Consider the following 20,020-nt stretch of genomic DNA (forward strand, 5'->3'; position numbering starts at 1 on the left):
AGAATTATTCAACTAAATTTATTCGAAAGGAAGCTCTTAAGGTCACTCTTTCTGCCTGATAAAAAATGGCTAAAACAAGAAGAACCTCAATTGAGGTTCCTATTGTGATATTTGTGGGACAGCAGTGCCATCAATGGTGCTTTTTTTAGAGCGTTATCCGCTTATTTTTTCGCAGGAATTGAAGCTTCAGTGGTAATGTTAACTGTGATTTTATCACCCACATTCGGCACATAAGCACCCACACCAAAAGCAGAACGGTTAAATGAAGTCGTTGCATTAAAACCAATTGACTCAGCTTTAGTCATTGGATGAACGCCCTGTTTATTCAATACAGCATCTAGGACCACAGGCTTAGTTACATCTTTAACGGTAAGGTTACCGGTAATTTTGTATTTGTTTTTGCCTAAAGCCTGAACCTTGGTACTTTTAAAAGTGATATTTGGATATTTGGCTGCATCAAAAAAATCTGCAGTTTTTAAATGCTCATCTAGCGCTTTTACATTGGTATTTAAACTTGCAAGTGGAATGGTCACATTCACTGAAGAATTTGACGGTTTTGCGTTATCCACATTGATAGTGCCTTGAATGTCACTAAAGTTGGCAGATGGCGTAGAGAAACCAAAATGGTTCCAGCTAAATACGGTTGCTGTATGGGATGGATCAATTTGATACGCAACCGGTTTTGCCATTGTCAATGTTGCTGCTGATGCGACCGCCAAGCCAATTGCTAATGCTTTAAAGTTCATGTTTTTATCTCACTTTGGAATACTGTTCAGTTTATAGAATTCTGCAGAAAATACATTGTTAAAGATAAAACGTTTTGTTGCATCAGTAGAACGATAGATTTGTAAATGAAATAAGTATGAGGACAAATGGGTTATACGCGATATGGAATAAATAAGTTTTGATACGACTCAGCCTGGCTTACTCAATTCTCAATTAGGCTCATATTTTATTAAGTATATTCAATATTTAAAGCTAAAAAACTAAAGCCCCTATCGGGGCTTTTCTCAATCCATTTCACGCTTTATAACTTTTCAACCAGAATCCGGTCGACTTGCTTTAATCCAGTATGCTTTTCATGATTCTTACGGCGAATCTTAATCACCTTGTCGTCCTGCAATTCTTGAAGCATAAGCTCAACAGCCACCATGGCTTCAAGTTCAAGGTCTGTACCAATCCATTTTTGTTCACCAGCATCCATCAAGATAATTTCATCATTAATCTGATCATAAAGGCTCATATTTTCCTCACTTGGGGCAATCAAGCACCCACGTCTGAATACTGTATGAATGCGTTAATTTTAAACCTATACGTTTAAATCATTCGTTACAAATCGTTATTTATTCAATAAAAAACGCCCCTTTTACTGGGGCGTCTTTTCAACAGTTAACCGAAAATGATTAAGCTGTAATTTCTTTCACTGCTGCAACCACAGCTTCAGCAGTAATACCGAAGTGTTGGTACAAATCTTTTGCTGGTGCAGATTCACCGTAAGTTGTCATACCAATTACGCGACCATCTAAACCAACAAATTTCCACCAGTAATCCACATGCGCAGCTTCAACAGCAACACGTGCACGGATGTTAGACGGAAGAACCGCTTCACGGTAAGCCGCATCTTGTTTCACGAATTCTTCAGCACATGGCATAGATACAACACGTACGCCATCAAGTTGAGCGTAAGCATCCATTGCCAATGAAACTTCAGAACCAGTCGCAATGATGATTGCTTTCAATTCGCCTTTTTCTTTCGCAAGCACATAACCACCTTTCGCTACGTCAGCAATCTGTTCTGCTGTACGAGTTTGGAATGGTAAGTTTTGACGAGAGAAAATTAACGCTGTAGGGCCTTCTGAACGAAGAAGTGCCGATTTCCAAGAAATAGACGCTTCTACAGTGTCACATGGACGCCATGTATTTAGGTTTGGCGTACCACGTAAAGATGCAATTTGCTCTACAGGTTGATGTGTAGGACCATCTTCACCCAGACCAATTGAGTCATGTGTATAGACATGGATCACACGTTGTTTCATCAATGCAGACATACGTACTGCATTGCGTGCATATTCCATGAACATTAAGAATGTTGCAACGTAAGGGATAAAACCACCGTGTAATGCAACACCATTGGCAATTGCAGTCATACCGAATTCACGTACACCGTAGTGAACGTAGTTACCTGCTGGATTCGATTCAACGCCTTCTGCACCTTTCCATAAAGTCAGGTTAGAACCTGCAAGGTCAGCAGAACCACCTAGAATTTCTGGAAGTTTTGGTGCAAATGCTTGAATGGCATTTTGGCTTGCTTTACGCGTTGCAATAGTTTCAGCTTTTGCATTTACTTCAGCAATGTAAGCATCTGCTTGAGCAACGAATTCAGCTGGTAATTCACCTGATAGACGACGTTTCAATTCAGCCGCTTCAGTTGGATATTTTGCAGCATATGCAGCAAATGTTTCATTCCAAGCAGATTCTGAAGTTGAACCTTTTGCTTTAGCATCCCATGCAGCATATACATCAGCAGGAATTTCGAATGGACCTTCAATCCAACCTAAAGCTTCACGAGTTAAAGCAATTTCATCATTACCTAGCGGTGCGCCATGGCAATCTTCTTTACCTTGTTTGTTTGGTGAACCTAAACCAATAATCGTTTTACAGATAATTAAAGTTGGTTTAGCCGTTTCAGCTTTTGCTGCAACAGTTGCTTCACGGATTGCATCAGCATCGTGACCATCAACTTTAAGCACTTGCCAGCCGTAAGCCAAGAAACGTTGTTCTGTATCGTCAGAGAACCAACCTTCAACATCACCATCAATTGAAATGCCGTTGTCATCGTAGTAAACAACTAATTTACCTAGACCCAGCGTACCCGCCAATGAACATGCTTCGTGAGAAACACCTTCCATTAAGCAACCATCACCAAGGAAACAGTAAGTGTTGTGATCAACAACTTTAATGTCATCTTTGTTAAATTGTGCAGCAAGCGTTTTTTCAGCAAGTGCAAAACCAACCGCATTGGCAATACCTTGACCTAATGGACCAGTTGTTGTTTCGATACCAGGTGCATAGCCCAATTCTGGGTGGCCAGGCGTTTTAGAATGCAGTTGACGGAAAGATTTTAAATCTTCAATTGAAAGGTCGTAACCTGTTAAGTGCAATAACGCATATTGCAACATAGAGCCATGACCGTTAGACAATACAAAACGGTCACGGTTTGCCCATTGTGGGTTTGCAGGGTTATGGTTTAAAAATTCACGCCATACCACATCAGCAATATCTGCCATCCCCATTGGAGCACCTGGATGTCCTGAATTTGCTTTTTGCACAGCATCCATTGCCAATACACGAATTGCGTTTGCAATACGACGTTCGTTAAGCGGGGTTGTCATAGGTCAGAGTCCAAACAAATGGTTTAAAGAGTAAGATGAATAAGAATTCAAAGATGTGCATATTGTCTTAAAAAAAGCGGAATGGGTAAAGCCTCATGGGCAATATTTCGCTAAATATTCATATAGCTCTGTAACATTGTGCGCTTATTGTGCAATTACAAGCCTATAAATACCGTTTATTTTATAGACATGGTTAGTTTTACCTATCAAAACTGCAAAACAAAATATAGAGATGTATTGATATGGACTATAAATCATTGACGCATTGAGAATGAAAATTTTATTGTATTTCAGTTCACCAATCGCAATACCAACAAATTACTCAAAGTAGCTTATTATGAATTTTATTCAGTTTAAGTAAAAAAGCATGAAAATACTAAAGGCTTAAGTTTCAGTGCAATCCAAATTTGATTATGGCTCAAACACCTAGACAAGAAGCAGGCAAAAAACGCTGAGAAATATCATTGGAACGGCATTGCCATGTGCTATTTACATTAGCAGGAATATTAAAATATAGATGTTTGGAACGTAGATTGATGTTTACATCAGTAGCCTTAAACTGAATCACTATCGAACAATTGCCTGACACATCGGCAATTTGTGCACTTTGAATATATCGGGTAGAGATGGTCTCATTAACTGAATTATTGAGCTCTACACACGTTTGATTTTCTGAATAAACATCCAGCAATTTCATCCGATAATCAGAAAACATCACCAATGCTTCAATTACTTGGGCACGTGCAACATAGCCATTATAGGACACAACCGCAAATGCAGCCAAAATACCAATGATTGCCACCACAATCATCATTTCAATCAAGGTAAAGCCAGCCTGTTTCATCACGTTCTCCCCCATGAAACGTAATACAAACAACGCAATTTGCATACCAAGTCTCAATAACCAGCATTTTCCGTGTTTCAATTAAAACAAAATTCCAATTTTTGTCTATTCATGACCAAGGCTGACAGTTATTGACGGCAACACGCATAATTCTGTTTGCTTATTGGTTTCGTTTTAATACGCGATAATCAAGGATTTAATTTACAATTTTTCCCAAATGTCATATCTGTTTTAATCTTGTAAATTAAACCAACTATCCCCTAGCCATAAATGATTCCTAGCTCATTCATGAATCAAACTGAATTTATGCCATATCAATTTTTTAGATGCTTATATCAATTAAAAACTCATTGAAATGAATTAATTTCATCCATTTTTATCATGTTGAGCTAGTCCTCGAAGCAATCTCGATGTAACATATTGCGTCTTTTGAATTAACTGTGATAGGACTTATGCGCGAGTACGCTGTATTTACCTCGGAATCTGTAAGCGAAGGCCATCCAGATAAAATGGCTGACCAAATCAGTGACGCTATTTTGGATGCAATCTTAAAAGAAGACCCTTATGCACGGGTTGCTTGTGAAACGCTTGTAAAAACAGGTGCTGTAGTACTTGCGGGTGAAATCACAACAACTGCTAACGTTGACTTTGAAGCAATCGTTCGCCATACCGTAAATGGCATTGGTTATCACCACACTGACCTCGGTTTCGATGGTTCAACGTGTGCCGTGATCAACATGATTGGTAAACAATCTCCTGAAATTGCTCAGGGTGTAGACCGTCAAAAACCTGAAGATCAGGGCGCGGGTGACCAAGGCTTAATGTTTGGTTATGCCAGCCGTGAAACTGACGTATTAATGCCAGCTCCTATTTCATATGCACACCGCTTAATGGAAAAACAAGCTGAATTGCGTCGTAATGGTTCATTACCATGGTTACGTCCAGATGCAAAAAGTCAGGTGACTTTTGCTTACGAAAACGGCATGCCGGTTCGTTTGGATGCTGTGGTACTTTCGACCCAACACGATCCTGAAATTTCACAAGCGAATCTTAAAGAAGCTGTGATTGAAGAAATCGTGAAAAAAGTTATTCCTGCAGAAATGTTCCATGCAGATACCAAATTCCACATCAACCCGACCGGGATGTTTGTGATTGGTGGTCCTGTAGGTGACTGTGGTTTAACTGGTCGTAAAATTATTGTCGATACTTACGGTGGTATGGCGCGTCATGGTGGTGGTGCTTTTTCTGGTAAAGATCCATCGAAAGTTGACCGTTCAGCTGCCTATGCTGGCCGTTATGTTGCAAAAAATATTGTCGCTGCCGGTCTTGCTGATAAATGTGAAATTCAGGTGTCTTATGCTATTGGTGTTGCAGAGCCAACGTCAATTTCAATCAATACATTTAACACTGCAAAAGTGCCTGAAGAATTAATTATTCAATTGGTTCGCGAACACTTTGACTTGCGTCCATATGGTATTACCCGCATGCTTGACCTCATTCAACCAATGTATAAGCAAACTGCTGCTTATGGTCACTTTGGTCGTCAAGGTTCTGATACCGCATTTACTTGGGAAAAAACGGATAAAGTGGAAGCGCTTAAAGCCTCTGCCGGACTGTAATTTTTGCCATTAAAAAGCCCACAACTGTGGGCTTTTTTGTTGCTTAGAAAATTCATGGTTTAGTTTTCCCTCCTTCTTTTAGCGCGTCCAATAATGAAATTTGCACAGGTGTTTCTTGATGATCCTGCAAATAAACATGAACCACTTTAAACACAATCACCGCAGCCAAGCAGGTTAAAACGCAGAAAATCCAGAAACCGTAAGGACTGGTCATATTATGTGAACCGCAATTTGTGCACTCTTTGTCGGTTGACTCCACAACCTTATTACAACAGGCACAATGATATTGATATAGCATAGGTTATGCTCCTACTTTCATTTTTGTTTTTATGTTCCATCTATATTCTTGATGGACTGTAGTCTCAATAAAATCATATGCCTGTCTTTATATAGAAACAAGGCTGTTTATCAACAACTAAACTAGACCAAAATATAAATTTTATGATTTATGACTTAAATAATTTATTTTTAATAAAAAATGATCATCAACATTCAAGGTGCAATGACATCATTTGTAACATAATGGAATACAACAAGAAAAAGCAGCAGTAACACTGAATATCCACATCAGACGGCTATTTTTAGTTAAAATAGTCACCATTAACTGGGAGTACAGCATGGTTCAACTGATTAAAAAAGGTGGTTTACGCGAGCGTGCGAACCGTAGCCGCAGCTACAAAGGTTCGGAAAATACTGAAACCACCCTAAAACCGAACCGTTATGCACAGCCGCAACAAAGTGAAGTTGAAAATTCCCCTGCGCTGCCATTAACTCAAACAGATAATAACAAAACCCAAAATGATTAAAGCATGGCGAATGCGTCATACCATAACCAGAGTGCGAAAATCAGAAACAAGCCGCCAGAAATAATATCGATATAACTGCCGGAACGCTGATAGGCGGTTTTAATTGTTGGCTGGGACATAATCAGCATAAACAAGGCAAAAACCAAAAAAGTCTGGATGGGAATAATAATAGCCAGTTGGGCTTTTAAATGACTCGAAGCAGATGAACTTAAGGCCAGGGAAAACACACTGCTGAAATAAATCAGTGTTTTCGGATTGGAAAGATTGGTAAAGAGTCCCGACAAAAAATAATTTTGGGCCTCTGCTGTCGCCAGTGGCTGAGCATCATTCTCCAGACTGGTTTGTTGCCTAAAGGTTTTCAAGCCTCCATTCAGCATGGCCCAGCCCATACGTGCCAGAAAGAATCCACCGACCAGCATTAAAATCTGCTGTATCCATGGGAACTGTTCAATCAGAACGGTAAAGCCCAGCAAGGTCAGTACCACCCAAACTGCGATCCCCACGGAAATACCCAAAATAATCTTTAATGTATTGGCTCTTGATGTGGATGCTGAACTTTTGGCAATCAGTAAAACATCCGGTCCAGGGCTCAGCTGCGCCACGAAATGCAGAGCACAAATGGTCAAAAGCAAAGGCATAACAATATGAGAATTCTAGAAAAACCGTATTATATCGTTTGTTTAATTTTTTGCATGTCATCTAAACTCAATTTGACAGATAAAAGCCATAAAAAAAGCCGAATCATCATGATCCGGCTTTTAATGAACTAGCACTATAAAGGCAGCGCTATCAACTTATTTTTTCACATCTTTCATTTCAATTTTTTTCGCGTCGGGTGTCACTTCACGTGCTTCACCATCAATAATGCTGGAATCGTGACGCTGTGAACCACCGCCCTGCTGCATGTCCTGCATTTGACGCATTAAATCTGCAAATGGGTTTTGCCCCTGAGCATCACCGCCCATGCCATTCATATTGCCCATCATGCCACCCATCATTTTATCCATCATGGCTTGCTGACGTTTTGCCATCGTTTTCATCATGACGTTTTTAAAGGCATTTTGTACACCTGGAATCAAAATTAACAATGCCAAGACATCGGTAATTAAGCCCGGAATAAGCAGGAAAAAACCGGCTAGAATTTTAGGCAGATTGTTGGTTAATGCAGGATCACCACTCATTTGACCCATTTGCATTTGCTGCATTTGTGGCATTAAACCGGTTGCATATTTACGAATCATATTCAGGCCGATAAAAAAGGCTATCACAAACCAGAAAAATACGTACCACATGCTGCCAACGAGGTCACCCACGCCAATCCAGACAAAAACTTCCAGGATTAAGCCAGCCAGTACAATAAGAAATAATTTCATGAAAATTAATCTAATCTCAACAAAATGAATAAGGTGTAGTCATTAACTGCTTAATCACTATCAAGCTTTTTTGCTACGCTTATGTAACAATATGGGCGTTATTTTATTTTTAAAGGGTTTTCATGTCATTAATTATCGGTATTGACCCAGGTTCACGTTTAACAGGTTACGGCATCATCGAAAGAGATGGGCAAAAGTTAACGTTTGTAGATGCAGGAACCATTCGTACCGAAACGCCAGAAATGCCTGAACGCTTGAAACGTATTTTTGCAGGTGTGGATCGGATTGTTAAATTTCATGGCCCAACCGAAGCTGCCGTCGAACAGGTGTTTATGGCACAAAACCCGGATTCTGCTTTAAAACTCGGTCAAGCCCGTGGTGCCGCCATTGCCGCTTTGGTCAATCTTGATTTGCAGGTGGCTGAATATACAGCCCGTCAAATCAAACAGTCTGTCGTCGGCTATGGTGCTGCAGATAAAGAACAGGTGCAGATGATGGTCATGAAAATTTTAAATTTAAGCATTAAACCCCAACAGGATGCTGCCGATGCTCTGGCTGCTGCGATTTGTCATGCGCATGCTTCAGGCAGTATGAGCAAAATGGCAGTATTAAATGCGCTGGGCGGTATGGCACGAGGACGTAGCCGTTATAGTGGTCGAAGACGCTAAAAAACCTATAAAGATATTTAAAATGATTTAAAGATAAGGTGCAAAATCTTTGCGCATTTCCCGGACTGAGGGTTGTTTGCTATAAGTAAAGGTGACTCTCCGCCCAAAGTTTCTAACGTTCTTTTTCTGATTCGGATCAATTCGGATAAAAATCAGCTCATCCGGTTCATTACGATGATTGATTTCACAAATCATAATGGTTTGATTCTTTTCAATCACTTTATATTGAGGAAATTCTTTTTGTACAATTTCCTTCAATGATTTTTCAGTGGAACTGGTATCTGCCCGTTGGGTATAAATCACCATAAGTATGCAAACTACCACAACAATGGCGACGACCAGATATTTTTCCATATGATCTCTCTTTGCTAAATAATTGTTGTTCTTAAAGTTAAATCAAGGTTTCAAATATTTTAAAATCGCGCGTTAAATCCTGATCAAGCTCCATCTGGATAATCTGCTTAACAGCGGCACGCGCGGGGCCAATATGACTACGCTGAATCATATTCTGAACCGCTTCTGCCGGCCCGATAATCACCGCTTCAACGTCACCTGTTTGCAGATTTTTCACATATCCTTTCAGCCCTAATGCGATTGCCTGCTGTTCAAACCAGCGGCGATAACCCACAGCTTGAACCTTGCCCTGAATAATGAGTTTCATCGCCTTATTCATTGATACATCCCTGATTCACCACTTGATAAACCGCAGCAGGCATCTGATGTGCCTGTACTCCTCGCATGCCGTGTTCAGCAAGTACATCGCCAGCCAAAGCATGCAAGGTCACAATTTCATGCAGCTGGATTTGCTCAGCAAATTGTGCTTTTAAACTGGCAGTTATGCCAGCCAAAACATCACCCATGCCCCCTGTACCCATACCGGCATTTCCAGCGGTGCAAATCCAGAGCCGATCTTGCAAAATTAAACTGCCAGAACCTTTGAGCACCCACTGCCCAGCATATTTTTCCTGAAGTTGATAAATGGCCGCAACCCGGTCAGCTTCAATGTCTTTTACCGAACTACCTAACAATTTAGCGGCTTCACCCGGATGCGGTGTGGCATAAGTCTGTGCTTTTAATGTTTCAGGATGCTCCGCTAAAAACCACAGCGCATCAGCATCTAACACCACATGTAAATGTTCGGCTGCATTGATTTTGGGGAACCAGTTAAAATATTGCTGTTCTGACCAGTCATCACGCCCTAGTCCCATACCAAAGCTAACACTATCGACATGATCCAATAATTGCTGGATTTCGGCTTTGGTTAAAGCATTGATATCACGCAGCATAATATTAGGCGAGCGCGCTAAAATTGCAGTGTGATGTTTTTCATGACAGACGATAGTGACTTTACCTGCACCTGCACTAAAAGCAGATTCCGCCGCCATCATCACTGCCCCACCCATATCTGCATGCCCACCAACAACTAAAACATGACCATACCTACCCTTATGACCAAAAGCCTCACGCTGAGGCAGCGAAATGTAAGTGGGCGAAAGCTGAGCAAGCGGCTCTAAGGCTGTATCGGGAGGAATCAGGGAAATCACCTCAACCTGCCCTGCAAACTCCTTGCCTTGACCGGTAAATAGTCCTGCCTTTAAGCCCAGCGCCGTGTAGGTATAATCTGCCTTGATGGCACAAGCTAAAGGTTGGCCCGTGTTGGCTTGTAGACCACTAGGAATATCTATCGCGATTTTCAGGCCCGTTTCAGCATTTATACTTTGAATAATCTGCTGCCACGTGGAATCGACTTCTCGATTTAAGCCGATGCCGAACAAGGCATCAATATAAGCATCATACTGTTTTTGAAATACAAACCCCGAATGAATGCTAATTTCAGCATCGACTGCTTCTTGAGCAGCACTGTGTAAATCTTGAGAAGCTCCCAATTCAGCTGCGTAAATGTCTACATCAAAACCATATTGTTTTAAATATTTGGCGGTGAGATAACCATCTCCGGCATTGTTGCCCTGACCACAACAGACGGCGATATTCTGGATGTTTTGTTGCTGGAAAATGGGAACCAAGCGCTGCGCAATCGTCCAGGCCACTTGCTGCATTAATGCGTAAGAGCTGTTTTGCTGGGCAAACCAGCGTTGCTCCCATGCTTGAATACTTTGGCTATGGTAAACTTGACGATGCATTATTCTTCCCTTTTTATATCATTATGGCTTCATCCACACTGTCACAAAAAATTCCTTTAGATCAAGACGATCCTGAAGCGCTAAAAGCGTGGATTAAAGCACAGGCGTTGCAACTTGGCTTTAGTGATTGTGTCATTGCCAAACCGGATGCTCAAGAAGAATTGCCACGTTTTCAAGAATATTTAAAGCGTGGCTACCATGGTGACATGAAATTTCTGGAAGAAAATCTGGAAAAACGTGCCGATCCAACCTTACTGGTTCCCGGTACCAAAAGCATCATCTGTGTACGGATGAACTATCTGGTGGAAACACCCAAGCCGCGTTATGTTCCCGACGAACCGAATGCTGCCATTATTGCGCGCTATGCGCGTGGCCGTGATTACCATAAAACCATGCGCGGTCGTCTTAAAACTTTAGCCAATAAAATTCGGGAAAAAGTGGGAGATTTTGAATCCCGCCCCTTTGCCGATTCGGCGCCTGTATTTGAAAAATCGTTGGCCGAAAATGCTGGTATGGGCTGGACAGGAAAACACACCTTACTGATCCATAAAAAATCAGGTTCGTTTTTTGTTTTGGGTGAACTGTTTACCTCACTTGAACTGCCTTTTGACAGTCCTGCGACTAAGCACTGCGGATCATGCACAGCCTGTATTGATATTTGCCCCACTCAGGCCATAGTTGAGCCTTATATGCTGGATGCACGTAAATGTATTGCTTATCTGACCATTGAATATCAAGGCATCATTCCTGAAGAGTTACGTCGTGGCATTGGTAATCGTGTTTTTGGCTGTGATGATTGTCAGCTGATTTGTCCATGGAACAGTTTTGCCAAAAAAACCAGCATTGAAGATTTTAATCCGCGTCATGGTCTGGATCAGGTCACTTTATTAGACTTATGGCATTGGGATGAAAGTACCTTTTTAGCCAATACTGAAGGTAGTCCATTACGGCGTACCGGTTACCAAAATTTTATACGTAATATCGCTATTGGCTTGGGCAATGCGCCCTTTTCTACTGAAATTATTGAAACTTTAAAGCAGACTCGCGACCAGCATGATGAGATTGTGCAAGTCCATATTGACTGGGCTATTCGCGAACAACAAGCGAAATTCAGTTGAATATCAACCCTGAACAAATAAGTAACTTCCTCAATTTTGGATTTCCAGATCCTGACAAAGTTTTGCCTTTAGAAAAAACTTAACTCCAAGATCAAGGCAATTTTAAAAATATCACAAAAAAACTTTGCAGGGATATTTACAAGAAATGGCTGCAGTTTGCAATCAAATATACAATCTTACAATCACTTTAAATTTTAAAAATTAATCGTTAGATACTATAATATTTGGTCGTTTATGCCTTTGGATTTGGCATAAATTATGTATGATGAATAGCAATAACGAAGATGATTATGGAATTTCACTCATGAATGTACGTAATGACTGGACACGAAAAGAAATTCAGGATTTATACAACCAGCCTTTTTTAGATCTGGTTTTTGAAGCACAACGCATTCATCGTGAAAACTTTGACCCGAATACGATTCAAGTCAGCACCTTGCTTTCCATTAAAACCGGCAAATGCCCTGAAGATTGTAAATATTGCTCGCAATCAGCACATTACGACTCAAAACTTGAAGCTGAAAAACGCATTGCCGTGGATAAAGTAATTCAGGAAGCCAAGGAAGCTTTGGCTTCGGGTTCATCGCGTTTTTGTATGGGTGCAGCCTGGCGCAATCCGCACGAACGCGATATGCCTTATGTGCTGGAAATGGTGCGTGAAGTGAAGTCACTGGGTTTGGAAACCTGCATGACTTTAGGCATGCTCAATCAGTCGCAAGCAGAACGCTTAAAAGATGCAGGTTTAGATTATTACAACCATAATCTGGACACTTCCCGCGAATACTATTCCAATGTCATCAGCACCCGTACCTTTGATGACCGTTTAAATACTTTAGATTTTGTCCGTCAAGCCGGTATGAAAGTATGTAGTGGCGGAATTGTCGGTTTAGGCGAAAGTAGCCAGGACCGCATTGGTTTATTGCACGAGTTAGCCACTTTAGCGATTCATCCTGAATCGGTACCTATTAACATGCTGGTGCCGATTGAAGGTACACCACTTGCTGATGTGGAAAAACTGGATGTGACTGAATGGATTCGCACTATTGCGGTTGCACGAATTATTATGCCTAAGAGTTATATTCGCCTGTCTGCCGGCCGCGAATCTTTATCGGATTCCGATCAGGCGCTGGCATTTATGGCAGGTGCCAACTCACTGTTCTCTGGCGAGAAACTTTTGACCACTCCAAACGCCGGTGAAGGCAGAGACAAACAGCTGTTTGACAAATTAGGCTTAATTGCTGAAAAAGCAAAACCTACCGTCAAAGAACTTTCGGTCGATGCCATGGCAAGCTAAGCTAACCCATGTCAAAAAAGCCCATCTGGGCTTTTTTTTATTTAAATCGAGGTAATTAGAATGCCATAACGCGCATTCAGATAATTTCCTACACGAATAGTATCTGCACCATTGGCATGGTAAACCACCAGCTCTTTTGTAAATGCATCATAACTAAAAGAATCAAAACAATCTTGATGATTGCTTAACCAGACCAAGGTGTCTGCCAATTGATCCGTGACAATGTAAGTATCTGCTGTAAAATCGGCATTCATAGGTACAATTTCAAGCCATTTTATATATTCGTATTGTAACATTTTTATCTTTTTTGCAATTTTTTTTGTAAATTTACAAAAAATTTTTACGTGATTTTTCTTATGTTATTTTTTAGTAGTTTTACTTTAAATTAAAATTAAATATTTATTTTATTTTAATTATTATTCATTCAAAAAGTTTTATTTTTTTCAGTTTTTTGACCTTTACCGGGCTCTATAAAATTTTGCATTTTTTATTTTTTTTGTGAACCAGTTTACATTTTTTACTTTTAAGAATAATCTTCGCCTTACCAAGCTGGTCAACAAAAAAATATTCTCCCGACAGAGTTAACACCATGAAAAAATTTGCATTAATCGCTGCTCTTCCTGTACTTGCTATCGCTCACGCAAACGCTGCCGATGGCACAATTACCATCAATGGCCTGATTACAGATAAGACTTGTAATATTGTCAATAATGGGGGTAAAGACTTTACTGTAAATTTGCCTACAGTTTCAAAACAAACATTGGCAAATCCCGGTCAAGTGGCTGGTCGCACGCCATTTACCATCAAACTAGCAAACTGTTCTGAAGGTAAAGTTGCAACTTACTTCGAACCTGGTGCAACAGTTGATGTTAACTCTGGCCGTTTAAAAAATCAGGATGCAGCTGGTGCTCAAAACGTACAAATTCAATTATTGGGTGCAAATAACCAATTTCTTCCAATTACTGCAACAACTGGTGCAAACGGTGCTCAAGCAAACTCTCAATGGGTTGACGTTGCCAAAGGTGGCAGTGCAGACTTGAACTACTATAGCGAATACTATGCTACTGGTACTGCTAGTGCGGGTAAAGTGACAACTTCTGTTCAATATACAATCATTTACCAATAAGTACTGGTTCAATCTACGAGTTAAGTTGAATATTCAACTTAACTCTTTTTTGTTTTTCACTGGATAACTTAAATGATTAATCAACTATCTTTTTGGAAAAAATGCGTTATCGCTGCGGTACTGCCGCTTAGCGCTGCCCATGCTGAAATTGTCATTCATGGCACACGTGTTATTTACCCTTCAGATGCCCGAGAAATCACTTTACAAGTCAGCAACAGCGGGGAAAAACCATCATTGGTTCAAGCCTGGATTGATAATGGCGATGCACAAAGCACCCCAGATCAAAGCAAAGTCCCATTTATGATTACCCCGCCAATTTCTCGTGTTGACCCGAATAAAGGACAATCACTCAGAATTACAGCCTTACCCAAGGCGGCGCAGTTAAGTCAAACTCAGGAAACATTGTACTGGTTAAATGTTTTAGACATTCCACCCAAACCGACAAGCAAAAATCAAAAAGCAGAAGATTCTGATAACTTTTTACAATTGGCTATTCGTTCACGCATTAAATTCTTTTATCGCCCAAGCGGAATTAAAGAAAATGTTGAACAAGCGCCTGAAAAATTGCAATGGAAAATTCAGGACAATAGCATTGAGGTCAAGAACCCAACCCCTTTTCACATCACATTAACCTCAGTGTTACAGCAACAAGGCACACAGCGTATTGATGTACTCCCTGAAGGACTGATGCTAAAACCTTTTAGCAGTGAAAAAATCATTTTAAAAACAGCAAATTCTCAAAAAATGACTTTTACCACCATCAATGACTTTGGCGGTCGTATAGAATATTCGATTAAACCGTTATAAAGCATTTATAAATAAGCAGAATATCACTGCATTTACAGCACTACTGCATTTACAGGCAGGAATTATGTATAGACCACACCATATCCTCAATTGGCAGACTATTCGTTGCTTTGTCGCCTATGGTGTACTGACTTTCACCGTTCCAATTTCTACCCATGCTTTAGAAGATATCTTGGTCAGCACTCAAGAGGCCGAATTTGACTCGACTTTCTTGATTGGCGATGCGAAAAAAATTGATATTGACCGCTTTAAATATGGAAATCCTATTCTGGCGGGCGAATACAGTGTTGATATTTATGTTAATGGCAACTGGTTTGGCAAACGCCATCTCATTTTCACATCGAGTAACAATAAAGAAAATGCCTATACCTGCTTTACTGCGCCGAAATTGCTGGAATTTGGTGTAAAACAGGAATTGCTGCAACATAAAAATTCAGACTTGAATTCGCCAAGCTGCCTTAGTATCGAACAATGGATCGATCAGGCCAGCTATGAATTTGATACATCCAAACTGCGCCTGGATATTTCCATCCCTCAAGTGGCCATTGAAAAAAATGCACAAGGTTATGTTGACCCGAGTGTCTGGGATCGTGGAATTAACGCAGGATTTTTATCCTATAATGCCAGTGTCTATACTACTATCGATAAATTTCAAGATCATCAACAACGTACAAATGCATTTACTTCGATCAATGCCGGAGCCAATTTATGGGGCTGGCAATTGCGTCACAACGGTCAATGGCAATGGCAGGAACAAACGGAAAATCAGGCTCAGTCATCCAGCTATGAAGTGATTAATAGTTATCTACAACGCGCCTTTCCCCAATATCGTGGCGTCCTGACCTTAGGCGATCACTTTACGGATGGTGAAATTTTCGATTCATTCGGTTACCGAGGCATCGATTTCACCAGTGATGACCGCATGCTTCCGAATAGCATGATTGGCTATGCTCCTCGGATTCGAGGCAATGCCAAATCCAATGCAAAAGTTGAAATACGTCAGCAGGGGCAATTAATTTATCAAACCAGTGTTGCAGCCGGTAATTTTGAAATTAATGATCTCTATCCCACCGGGTTTGGGGGTGAGCTTGAAGTTTCGGTTATTGAGGCGAATGGCGAGATTCAGCGTTTTTCCGTACCTTATTCTTCGGTTGTGCAAATGCTTCGTCCCGGATTAAGTCGTTATTCCCTGACTGCAGGACAATTTCGTGATCAAGACCTGAATTCGAATCCCTGGATTGTGCAAGCAAAATATCAACGCGGTTTAAACAATTACCTGACAGCTTATGGCGGTATTCAAGCCACAGAGCGTTATTCAGCGGTGAGCCTGGGAAGTGCTTTTGCCACTCCTATTGGTGCAGTTGCTTTGGATGTCACCCAGTCCAATATGCATTTTGACCATAGACCAAGTGCTTCGGGTCAGAGTTACCGCATCAGTTACAGCAAACTCATTAGTTCTACAGATACCAATTTCACCTTGGCAGCTTATCGTTATTCAACAGAAAATTTCTTTAAATTACGTGAAGCACTTATCTCTCAGGAACTAGATGAAAAAAGTATTAGCGCCGAATCTATAGGTAAACAGCGTAGCGAATTCCAGATTACCCTAAATCAGGGCTTGCCTCTGGGCTGGGGAAATATTTATGCATTGGGTTCATTAGTAGATTACTGGAATCGCAATGAAACCACACGCCAGTATCAATTAGGCTACAGCAACAACTGGGGACAACTCAGCTACTCTATTTCTGCAATAAAAAAACAGGTCGAAAACGGCATCAGCAAACAGAACCATGATGACACTGAATATATGCTGAGTCTTTCCATACCACTCAGCTTTAAAAAACATGCCATCAATATCACTTCCATGAGCACTAAAAATAACCAGACCTTAGGTCTCAACGGTACTTTCAATGAACGTTTGAGCTATGGTGCAACTGCATCGGGTGAATTTGGTCAGGCTCCGAGCTTAAATATCAATGCTCAATATCGTACTGATGCCATTAGCTTGGGTGGGGCTTATAGTTATTCAAATACTTTTGAACAAATCATGTTGAATGCTCGCGGTAATATTGTGGCGCATAAAAAAGGCTTTTTATTCGGGCCAGATCAGGGACAAACCATGGTTTTGGTTTATGCACCTGATGCTAGAGGGGCCAAAGTCAATAATGGCGTAGGACTCAATATCAATAAAGCAGGCTATGCCGTTGTGCCCTATGTCACTCCCTATCGCTTGAATGATATTAGTCTAGATCCGCAAAATATGTCTGCAAATGTCGAACTGGAAGAAAGCAGCCAGCGTATTGCGCCATTTGCCGGTGCGATTGCACAGGTTAATTTTGCCACCAAATCTGGTAAAGCTATTTATATTCAAAGCACTCAGACCAATGGTACTGCGCTGCCTTTTGCATCGGATGTTTATGACAGCCAGGGACAAAATATAGGAATGGTCGCTCAAGGTAGTCTGGTCTATTTACGTAGCAATGTTCTAAGTGATCGTATCCAGATTAAATGGGGCGAAGCAGAAGATCAGCAATGTCATATTCAATATGACCTATCCAACCTGCCTAAAGATCAACATATTTTAATGATGGAGGCGATATGCCAGTAAATTACAGTTTTTTCAGTAGCATACTGTTTTTTAGCTTGGGATTTGGCATATCGCAGCACAGCGCGGCATCATGTATGGATACCACTCTAGGCTGGGCAAGTCTGACTTCTGTTGATGTGAATATGGCCGTCGGGCGTGTCGTCGTCAAACCGTCGGATGCGGTGGGCACCATCTTACGTAAAGCCACCTTCCCTATTGTGCCGAATAATTCAAGAATTCGTTGTACCTCATATTCCGACAAGATTTATGCCGATCTTAAACAAGGCTATTCTTTAAGCCCTTTAGGACAAAATATTTATAATACCAATATCCCCGGTATTGGTATTCGTTTATATCGGGAAGCAGAAGATAGTGAAAATTTCTCAGGCTACTACCCTTATCAAAAAAACCTCACCCCTTTAACTCAATATGGCTTAGGGCAAGGCTATTTTGTAGTAGAAATTATTAAGACCTTAAATAATTCAGGTTCTGGCAATCTGGTTCCTGGTCTATATAGCAGCTATTATGTTTCTGGTTTTGAAAACAAGCCGCTATTAACCAGTACCGTTTATGGCAATGCCATTACCATTGCCTCTTCTTCTTGTGAAATTCAAGGCAACATCAATAAAACCATTACCTTACCCACGGTCAAAAAATCTGACTTTAATGGTGTTGGCAGTACCCAAGGCGAAACAACCTTTGATATTGGTATTTTGTGTAATGGTGGCAGTAACAATACGGGCGTCAATGTGGAAAGTAAAATTGGACTCAGCTTTGATTATCCCGCAGAGACAAACACCGACAATGTCTTGGCCAATACGGCCACTAATGCAAAAGCCAATGGTGTTGGAGTTCAGCTGTTAATGAGTGATCAAAACAAAGTGATTAGCAAAGGTGAAAAATTGAATATCGGCAATGTAAATTCCAACCAAACTCGTCAATATAATCTGCCAATGAAAGCACGCTATTATCAATCTAATGCCAATATTTCAGCAGGAACCGTAAAAGCCATGGCAACCATCACAATTAACTATGATTAATTGATAAAAGTCACACTTATAATTAATTCTTATATAAACTCTAAAAAAACTTGATTTCAATAATATAGAAGAGTATTTATTTAACTGTAGAGCATCTCTATTAGGGGAAACGAGATGAAGTTAATTAAATCTATAATTTATTCATTTGCGCTTGTAGCATTTTGTCAGATTTCAGTCAGCCATGCTGAAAATATTGATTTTCAGGGTCATATCGCAGAGTTCAGTTGTACAGAAAATTCAAACCATAAAGACTGTAACAATATCCAAGCTGCAATATCCCATATCAAAGAAATGTCTAGTTTAGACAATGAACCGCCTTTTTTAAAAAATAACAAAAATGACATAGCGGCCATTAAAGTGGAAAATATGAAAGATCAATCACATAAAATTTTAGTGATTAACTATTATTAATTCTTTTATTTCTTGAATTAAAAAAGTGAGCATTATGCTCACTTTTTTATAATTAACATAACGGGCTTAAAACTATTTGTTAGCTCCACACTTCCTACATTCTTTATAATGTTCCCCAATTTCTTCCATATGTTCATATTCATAAACATGTACACAAAACAATTTCATAAGTAATTGAAACATTTCCTAAACTCCATGTCTGTTTATTTTTCAAATTAACTTTTTAAATATTTCATCCCGAAATACATTTGTGATCAAAAAAAGATCACCACTATTTATTACCATATTTTTATGATAATTCAAATAACTTTACATGATTTTTTCTCAAAAAATTAAAATAGAAAAATAACTATGAAGTACATACAGAAAAGCAATATTAAAAATTGGAATTTTTAAATGTGCCTGAAATTGTTGTGTTACTGTGCAACTAAGCTGAAAAACTCTTGTTTTTTGAAAAAATCTTCGTTAGTATTGCCTCGCTTGAACTTGTTGATATATAACAAATTCAGCTTATAAGGGCCTATAGCTCAGTTGGTTAGAGCAGCGGACTCATAATCCGTTGGTCGACAGTTCAAGTCTGTCTGGGCCCACCAAATATATCAAGCACTTAAGAGCGACCATCTTAAGTGCTTTTTTATTTTTAGATTTACAAAGTTAACTTTGATAGTTTAAAACATAAAACTTTTAATCATTATTAAGCTTTTTACAGTCAATTGTTGGAACTGGTATAAAAAATAACTGTTATAAGAACTTATATGAAACTTCATAGATAGCTTCTCTGTAGCACTGCTGTC

General features: G+C 40.0%; 21 protein-coding genes and 1 tRNA gene. 11 read left to right on the plus strand and 11 right to left on the minus strand.

Going from position 1 to position 20,020, the window contains the following annotated elements:
* Positions 1 to 161: 161 nt before the first annotated feature.
* The 4 genes from FB6_RS06680 to FB6_RS16645 form a co-directional block, all read right to left on the minus strand.
* Positions 162 to 746 (minus strand): YceI family protein, encoded by a 585-nt coding sequence (locus tag FB6_RS06680; RefSeq protein ID WP_174559263.1) that lies wholly within the window; start codon positions 744 to 746, stop codon positions 162 to 164.
* Between the two features lie 281 nt (positions 747 to 1,027).
* Positions 1,028 to 1,243 (minus strand): hypothetical protein, encoded by a 216-nt coding sequence (locus FB6_RS06685; RefSeq protein WP_174559264.1) that lies wholly within the window; start codon positions 1,241 to 1,243, stop codon positions 1,028 to 1,030.
* Between the two features lie 160 nt (positions 1,244 to 1,403).
* Entirely contained in the window at positions 1,404 to 3,392 is a 1,989-nt protein-coding gene (gene tkt, locus FB6_RS06690) for a transketolase (RefSeq protein ID WP_174559265.1), read from the minus strand.
* 418 nt (positions 3,393 to 3,810) lie between these two features.
* Positions 3,811 to 4,281 carry a pilin gene (locus FB6_RS16645; RefSeq protein ID WP_302476189.1) on the minus strand — a complete coding sequence of 157 codons (471 nt, stop codon included), beginning with the start codon at positions 4,279 to 4,281 and terminating at the stop codon, positions 3,811 to 3,813.
* 407 nt (positions 4,282 to 4,688) lie between these two features.
* Between FB6_RS16645 and metK the strand changes: the two genes are divergently transcribed.
* Complete coding sequence (metK, locus tag FB6_RS06700; RefSeq protein ID WP_174559266.1) at positions 4,689 to 5,855, plus strand: methionine adenosyltransferase; 1,167 nt, start codon at positions 4,689 to 4,691, stop codon at positions 5,853 to 5,855.
* Positions 5,856 to 5,907: 52 nt separating this feature from the next.
* Here the strand turns inward: metK and FB6_RS06705 are convergent, their stop codons facing one another.
* Entirely contained in the window at positions 5,908 to 6,153 is a 246-nt protein-coding gene (locus tag FB6_RS06705) for a hypothetical protein (protein ID WP_174559267.1), read from the minus strand.
* 319 nt (positions 6,154 to 6,472) lie between these two features.
* On the opposite strand from FB6_RS06705, the gene FB6_RS06710 reads away from it, so the two are divergent.
* Positions 6,473 to 6,661 (plus strand): hypothetical protein, encoded by a 189-nt coding sequence (locus tag FB6_RS06710; RefSeq protein WP_174559268.1) that lies wholly within the window; start codon positions 6,473 to 6,475, stop codon positions 6,659 to 6,661.
* Here FB6_RS06710 and FB6_RS06715 read toward each other — a convergent pair.
* The gene (locus FB6_RS06715) at positions 6,658 to 7,299 is read right to left on the minus strand and encodes a LysE family transporter (RefSeq protein ID WP_174559269.1); all 642 of its coding nucleotides are present in this window, start codon (positions 7,297 to 7,299) and stop codon (positions 6,658 to 6,660) included. The genes FB6_RS06710 and FB6_RS06715 overlap by 4 nt on opposite strands.
* A gap of 156 nt (positions 7,300 to 7,455) precedes the next feature.
* Entirely contained in the window at positions 7,456 to 8,034 is a 579-nt protein-coding gene (locus tag FB6_RS06720) for an FxsA family protein (RefSeq protein ID WP_174559270.1), read from the minus strand.
* A 122-nt stretch (positions 8,035 to 8,156) separates the two neighbouring features.
* Here FB6_RS06720 and ruvC point away from each other — a divergent pair, with 122 nt between their 5' ends.
* Complete coding sequence (gene ruvC / locus FB6_RS06725; protein WP_174559271.1) at positions 8,157 to 8,702, plus strand: crossover junction endodeoxyribonuclease RuvC; 546 nt, start codon at positions 8,157 to 8,159, stop codon at positions 8,700 to 8,702.
* Between the two features lie 27 nt (positions 8,703 to 8,729).
* Here ruvC and FB6_RS06730 read toward each other — a convergent pair whose 3' ends face one another.
* The 3 genes from FB6_RS06730 to FB6_RS06740 are packed head-to-tail and all read right to left on the minus strand — an operon-like array spanning position 8,730 to position 10,843.
* Positions 8,730 to 9,056 carry a hypothetical protein gene (locus FB6_RS06730; protein WP_174559272.1) on the minus strand — a complete coding sequence of 109 codons (327 nt, stop codon included), beginning with the start codon at positions 9,054 to 9,056 and terminating at the stop codon, positions 8,730 to 8,732.
* 37 nt (positions 9,057 to 9,093) lie between these two features.
* Complete coding sequence (locus FB6_RS06735) at positions 9,094 to 9,375, minus strand: acylphosphatase (protein WP_174559273.1); 282 nt, start codon at positions 9,373 to 9,375, stop codon at positions 9,094 to 9,096.
* Positions 9,368 to 10,843: an NAD(P)H-hydrate dehydratase gene (locus tag FB6_RS06740; RefSeq protein WP_174559274.1), complete on the minus strand. Its 1,476-nt coding sequence runs from the start codon at positions 10,841 to 10,843 to the stop codon at positions 9,368 to 9,370. Before FB6_RS06740 ends, FB6_RS06735 begins: the two co-directional genes overlap by 8 nt.
* A gap of 23 nt (positions 10,844 to 10,866) precedes the next feature.
* Here FB6_RS06740 and queG point away from each other — a divergent pair, with 23 nt between their 5' ends.
* Both queG and bioB read left to right on the plus strand, forming a co-directional pair.
* Positions 10,867 to 11,961 (plus strand): tRNA epoxyqueuosine(34) reductase QueG, encoded by a 1,095-nt coding sequence (gene queG / locus FB6_RS06745; protein WP_174559309.1) that lies wholly within the window; start codon positions 10,867 to 10,869, stop codon positions 11,959 to 11,961.
* A gap of 304 nt (positions 11,962 to 12,265) precedes the next feature.
* Positions 12,266 to 13,255: a biotin synthase BioB gene (gene bioB, locus FB6_RS06750; protein ID WP_174559310.1), complete on the plus strand. Its 990-nt coding sequence runs from the start codon at positions 12,266 to 12,268 to the stop codon at positions 13,253 to 13,255.
* 41 nt (positions 13,256 to 13,296) lie between these two features.
* On the opposite strand, the gene FB6_RS06755 is transcribed toward bioB, so the two are convergent.
* On the minus strand, positions 13,297 to 13,509 hold the full coding sequence (locus FB6_RS06755) for a hypothetical protein (RefSeq protein ID WP_174559311.1): 213 nt from the start codon (positions 13,507 to 13,509) through the stop codon (positions 13,297 to 13,299).
* A 335-nt stretch (positions 13,510 to 13,844) separates the two neighbouring features.
* Here FB6_RS06755 and FB6_RS06760 point away from each other — a divergent pair, with 335 nt between their 5' ends.
* The 6 genes from FB6_RS06760 to FB6_RS06785 all read left to right on the plus strand — a co-directional run bounded on the left by FB6_RS06760 (position 13,845) and on the right by FB6_RS06785 (position 19,819).
* On the plus strand, positions 13,845 to 14,381 hold the full coding sequence (locus tag FB6_RS06760; RefSeq protein ID WP_174559275.1) for a fimbrial protein: 537 nt from the start codon (positions 13,845 to 13,847) through the stop codon (positions 14,379 to 14,381).
* A gap of 72 nt (positions 14,382 to 14,453) precedes the next feature.
* The gene (locus FB6_RS06765; RefSeq protein WP_174559276.1) at positions 14,454 to 15,188 is read left to right on the plus strand and encodes a fimbrial biogenesis chaperone; all 735 of its coding nucleotides are present in this window, start codon (positions 14,454 to 14,456) and stop codon (positions 15,186 to 15,188) included.
* Positions 15,189 to 15,252: 64 nt separating this feature from the next.
* The gene (locus FB6_RS06770) at positions 15,253 to 17,796 is read left to right on the plus strand and encodes a fimbria/pilus outer membrane usher protein (RefSeq protein WP_174559277.1); all 2,544 of its coding nucleotides are present in this window, start codon (positions 15,253 to 15,255) and stop codon (positions 17,794 to 17,796) included.
* On the plus strand, positions 17,787 to 18,815 hold the full coding sequence (locus FB6_RS06775; RefSeq protein WP_254592205.1) for a fimbrial protein: 1,029 nt from the start codon (positions 17,787 to 17,789) through the stop codon (positions 18,813 to 18,815). Before FB6_RS06770 ends, FB6_RS06775 begins: the two co-directional genes overlap by 10 nt.
* Positions 18,816 to 18,929: 114 nt before the next feature.
* Complete coding sequence (locus FB6_RS06780; protein ID WP_174559279.1) at positions 18,930 to 19,226, plus strand: hypothetical protein; 297 nt, start codon at positions 18,930 to 18,932, stop codon at positions 19,224 to 19,226.
* 516 nt (positions 19,227 to 19,742) lie between these two features.
* Positions 19,743 to 19,819, plus strand: a tRNA-Ile gene (locus FB6_RS06785).
* Positions 19,820 to 20,020 lie beyond the last annotated feature (201 nt).

Origin of the sequence: Acinetobacter bouvetii, assembly GCF_902753875.1 — a bacterium.
Classification (GTDB): domain Bacteria; phylum Pseudomonadota; class Gammaproteobacteria; order Pseudomonadales; family Moraxellaceae; genus Acinetobacter; species Acinetobacter bouvetii_A.

Coding starts and splice junctions, on each gene's coding strand:
- FB6_RS06680 (WP_174559263.1), bottom strand. CDS start 746: ATGAACTTTAAAGCATTAGCAATTGGCTTGGCGGTCGCATCAGCAGCA.
- FB6_RS06685 (WP_174559264.1), bottom strand. CDS start 1,243: ATGAGCCTTTATGATCAGATTAATGATGAAATTATCTTGATGGATGCT.
- tkt (WP_174559265.1), bottom strand. CDS start 3,392: ATGACAACCCCGCTTAACGAACGTCGTATTGCAAACGCAATTCGTGTA.
- FB6_RS16645 (WP_302476189.1), bottom strand. CDS start 4,281: ATGCAAATTGCGTTGTTTGTATTACGTTTCATGGGGGAGAACGTGATG.
- metK (WP_174559266.1), top strand. CDS start 4,689: ATGCGCGAGTACGCTGTATTTACCTCGGAATCTGTAAGCGAAGGCCAT.
- FB6_RS06705 (WP_174559267.1), bottom strand. CDS start 6,153: ATGCTATATCAATATCATTGTGCCTGTTGTAATAAGGTTGTGGAGTCA.
- FB6_RS06710 (WP_174559268.1), top strand. CDS start 6,473: ATGGTTCAACTGATTAAAAAAGGTGGTTTACGCGAGCGTGCGAACCGT.
- FB6_RS06715 (WP_174559269.1), bottom strand. CDS start 7,299: ATGCCTTTGCTTTTGACCATTTGTGCTCTGCATTTCGTGGCGCAGCTG.
- FB6_RS06720 (WP_174559270.1), bottom strand. CDS start 8,034: ATGAAATTATTTCTTATTGTACTGGCTGGCTTAATCCTGGAAGTTTTT.
- ruvC (WP_174559271.1), top strand. CDS start 8,157: ATGTCATTAATTATCGGTATTGACCCAGGTTCACGTTTAACAGGTTAC.
- FB6_RS06730 (WP_174559272.1), bottom strand. CDS start 9,056: ATGGAAAAATATCTGGTCGTCGCCATTGTTGTGGTAGTTTGCATACTT.
- FB6_RS06735 (WP_174559273.1), bottom strand. CDS start 9,375: ATGAATAAGGCGATGAAACTCATTATTCAGGGCAAGGTTCAAGCTGTG.
- FB6_RS06740 (WP_174559274.1), bottom strand. CDS start 10,843: ATGCATCGTCAAGTTTACCATAGCCAAAGTATTCAAGCATGGGAGCAA.
- queG (WP_174559309.1), top strand. CDS start 10,867: ATGGCTTCATCCACACTGTCACAAAAAATTCCTTTAGATCAAGACGAT.
- bioB (WP_174559310.1), top strand. CDS start 12,266: ATGAATGTACGTAATGACTGGACACGAAAAGAAATTCAGGATTTATAC.
- FB6_RS06755 (WP_174559311.1), bottom strand. CDS start 13,509: ATGAATGCCGATTTTACAGCAGATACTTACATTGTCACGGATCAATTG.
- FB6_RS06760 (WP_174559275.1), top strand. CDS start 13,845: ATGAAAAAATTTGCATTAATCGCTGCTCTTCCTGTACTTGCTATCGCT.
- FB6_RS06765 (WP_174559276.1), top strand. CDS start 14,454: ATGATTAATCAACTATCTTTTTGGAAAAAATGCGTTATCGCTGCGGTA.
- FB6_RS06770 (WP_174559277.1), top strand. CDS start 15,253: ATGTATAGACCACACCATATCCTCAATTGGCAGACTATTCGTTGCTTT.
- FB6_RS06775 (WP_254592205.1), top strand. CDS start 17,787: ATGCCAGTAAATTACAGTTTTTTCAGTAGCATACTGTTTTTTAGCTTG.
- FB6_RS06780 (WP_174559279.1), top strand. CDS start 18,930: ATGAAGTTAATTAAATCTATAATTTATTCATTTGCGCTTGTAGCATTT.